At 67.4% G+C, this 2,775-nt stretch carries 4 protein-coding genes; all 4 read left to right on the top strand.

Annotation, left to right across the window (positions count from 1 at the left end; genetic code table 11):
* A partial coding sequence (locus ACIGXM_RS32085; protein ID WP_396567131.1) for a zinc ribbon domain-containing protein occupies positions 1–138 on the top strand: 138 nt, incomplete at its 5' end.
* Positions 116–331 carry a DUF1214 domain-containing protein gene (locus tag ACIGXM_RS32080; protein ID WP_396567129.1) on the top strand — a complete coding sequence of 72 codons (216 nt, stop codon included), beginning with the start codon at positions 116–118 and terminating at the stop codon, positions 329–331. The genes ACIGXM_RS32085 and ACIGXM_RS32080, both read left to right, overlap by 23 nt.
* Before the next feature lie 465 nt (positions 332–796).
* A complete protein-coding gene (locus tag ACIGXM_RS32075; protein WP_396567127.1) occupies positions 797–1,081 on the top strand; it encodes an Ig-like domain-containing protein in 285 nt (94 codons plus the stop codon).
* Positions 1,082–2,088: 1,007 nt separating this feature from the next.
* Positions 2,089–2,655, top strand: a complete 567-nt coding sequence (locus ACIGXM_RS32070) for a hypothetical protein (RefSeq protein ID WP_396567125.1) — start codon at positions 2,089–2,091, stop codon at positions 2,653–2,655.
* Positions 2,656–2,775 lie beyond the last annotated feature (120 nt).

The following is a 2,775-nucleotide window of genomic DNA, read 5'->3' as shown; positions in this document are numbered from 1 at the left end:
CACACAGCGAAGGAGAACCGGCCCACACAGGAGAAGTTCCACTGTCAGTCCTGCGGCCACATCGCGCACGCCGACACGGTGGGAGCCGTCAACGTCCTACGGGCCGGGCTGGTCCATCGCGGGACCAACCCGGCCTAGCGAGAAGCCCCGGCGTTTACGCCGAGGAGGAGTCACGGACATCTACATCCAGCACGACGCCCCGGCAGGCGAGCAGTCCAACTGGCTGCCCGCATCGAGCGGCCAGTTCTCCATGATCCTGCGCATGTACGCACCCAAGCCCAGCGTCCTCGACGGCACCTGGACCCCGCCCTCGGTCACCATGACCAGCTGAGGCACGCCTCCAGACCGCACGCCTGCGTCATGTCGCAGACGTGGCACAAGGATCCGGTCCGGCCGGTCCACCGTGTCGGAGGGTGGCGACTACCACCAGGCGCCGGCGGTGGTGGCCACCACCCTCCAACTGCCGGAGGATCACGGCGCCGGTGGGTGCGTGTGGCACCGCTCCTGACCGGTCGCCGGCGGCCCGGGGAGGGCGCGGTTTCAGTCAACGTGCCCCGGGGTTCCGAAGGCACTCGAACAAAATGATGAAGCATGTCGAAGCTGGGTATGGTCCTACGCGCAAGGTCGATCACTACCCGTGTGAAGAAGAGAGATTCCTGTGAATGCAGCGCGCATAGGGTGGCGTGTGGCAGTGGAGGCAGTAGTTGTCTTGTTGGTGATCGGGGGAACGGCAAGCGCGGCACCCGCCGCCTCATCAACTCGTTTGTCGAAGAGTGAGGTTGGGGCGGCGGTGGACATGCCGGTGGTGACATCGCCGGAAGCTGGAAGCGTCCAATCGGAACAGGTGCTGTTCCAGGGAACGGCGGCGAGCGGTGGGGGAGTGGACAGGGTTGAAGTGGCCGAGGACGGCACGGTTTTGCGGACCTTGGGTGTAAATATGCTGGGTCAGTGGGGATGGGCATCGGGTGGCGCGCTCATCCCCTTCTCCGCAGGCACGCATACGGTGTACGTGACCGCCGTGACCTGGACTGGAGAGCGTAGCGTTGCGGCACCGGTGACGTTCACGGTCACTGGCCAGTGAACTTGAAAATGTCGGCTACCGGTGATGGTCTGCACGGGAGTGCCACTGGTCGTTCGTCATTTCGCTGCCACTGAATCTGGCCGCCGAGCGGCCGTAGTTCATTCTTGGCCTAAGGTCAGGGGAGTCGTGGTGCGGGCCGTGTGACGGGAACCGTTCGGATGACCCGCCCGACCGTAATGTGTCGCGTTTGTTGCTGGCGGCGCCGGCGCACGAGCCGCTGTGGGTGGCGAGGATCAGCGAGCGGACAGCTCTGGGCAGGAGTACGGTCTCGGCTTCCTGGACCCGGCTCGTCTCGCACGGCAGTCGAACAGGGCCGTATGGGGCGTCGCGATCGCCATCTTTGGCGCGCGTGCGCAGCGCCGCCCCATCCCGCGTTCTCGAGGCGCTGCGTCGGGCCTCCGAAGTGCGTGGACAAACGTGACAGCCGTATCCCGATCCCGGAGCTGTTCCGCTTCCCGGGTCGGCTCGAACCACCCCAGGGGACGAGCATCCCTGGGCGCCGCTACGACATCGCGGAAGCGGTCGTCGATGGGCATCCGTCAGGAACAGGCACCTACTCCTGAATGTTCCCAAAACGCCCACCCGGGACGGTGCCAGCAACGCGCCGACCAACGGACCGGACCTCGGCCTACCAGGCCACGCCCAGGGCCTCCAACTGCCCGCGCCGCTCCGGGCCGAGCCTGCCTCGCCGGGTCTGCTGATTGTTCGACCAGGTGCCCAGCGACGTCCCGTCCTCCTTGTGGCTGCGTGGCCATCGCGTGGCCTTCCCGCTCGTGCTGTCCGCATCGCGGATTCTTCCGGTCGTTCTTCCGGTAGTCCGTCCCGTTCCTCTTCCTGGTGTCCCTGTCCGGCTCGATGTTCTGCTGTACGCGGTCAAGCGATGGAGATCCGCTGCGAGTTCTGCGAGTTCTCTTCGCTTGCTCAAGGGCGCCAAAGGGGCTGATCGCCCTGCGCCTGAACTTGCGCCAGGTCCCTCATCGGAGAAACAAGCCAAGGAGTGTTGCGACATGATCCAATCCAAGTGGGCCTCCCGCGGCAGGCGTCGCCTCCGGATCGCCATCGCCGCGACCGGCATTGCCGCCGCCTGTCTGACCGTGATCCCCGCGGCCTCGGCCTCGGCGGCAACCGTCCCCGGAGCCGTCTGGATCGAGAACGGTGCGTTCAACGGCTCCGTTCTCTGCGCCAGCGCCTATGACCAGTCGGTCTGGTTGCAGTCCACCAGCGCCGCCGTCGGCAACCCGTACTGCGAATGGATGCAGATGGGCCCCGATTCCCAGTTCTCGCTGCTCAACGTCGGCAAGTACCAGGTGATGGCCTACACCGGTGGCAACGAGGGTGCCGTGGTGATGGAGCAGCCCGGGACCTCCAGCCTGGGCTCCAACGCGGAGCAGTGGTCCTGGGGCGGGGAGGAGAGCTGGGGCGCCTACGCATTGCAGTCGTACTACGACAGCGGACAGAACGTCGACGCCATGTCACCCGCTGGGGACTTTCCTCGCACTGACCCGGTCCACACCCGCGGCTGGCGCCACGGCTATCAGCGTGAGCTGACCTGGAACAAGGTCGCCGCACAGTGACCCCGTGGTGGGGGGGGGGGGGGGGGGGGGGGGGGGCGCCGGCGCCGCGCGGCGCCCGGCCCCGGGGGGGGCGGGCCCCGCCCCCCCCCCCCCCCGCCGCGGGGCGGGGGAGGCCGCCGC

Origin of the sequence: Kitasatospora sp. NPDC052896, assembly GCF_044547075.1 — a bacterium.
Classification (GTDB): domain Bacteria; phylum Actinomycetota; class Actinomycetes; order Streptomycetales; family Streptomycetaceae; genus Kitasatospora.
The sequence above is the reverse complement of the archived record's forward strand: the minus strand, read 5'-3'. Positions and strand labels throughout refer to the sequence as shown.

What these genes read in the sequence shown, in the direction of transcription:
- ACIGXM_RS32075 (WP_396567127.1), top strand. Translation starts at nt 797, where the DNA reads ATGCCGGTGGTGACATCGCCGGAAGCTGGAAGCGTCCAATCGGAACAG.
- ACIGXM_RS32070 (WP_396567125.1), top strand. Translation starts at nt 2,089, where the DNA reads ATGATCCAATCCAAGTGGGCCTCCCGCGGCAGGCGTCGCCTCCGGATC.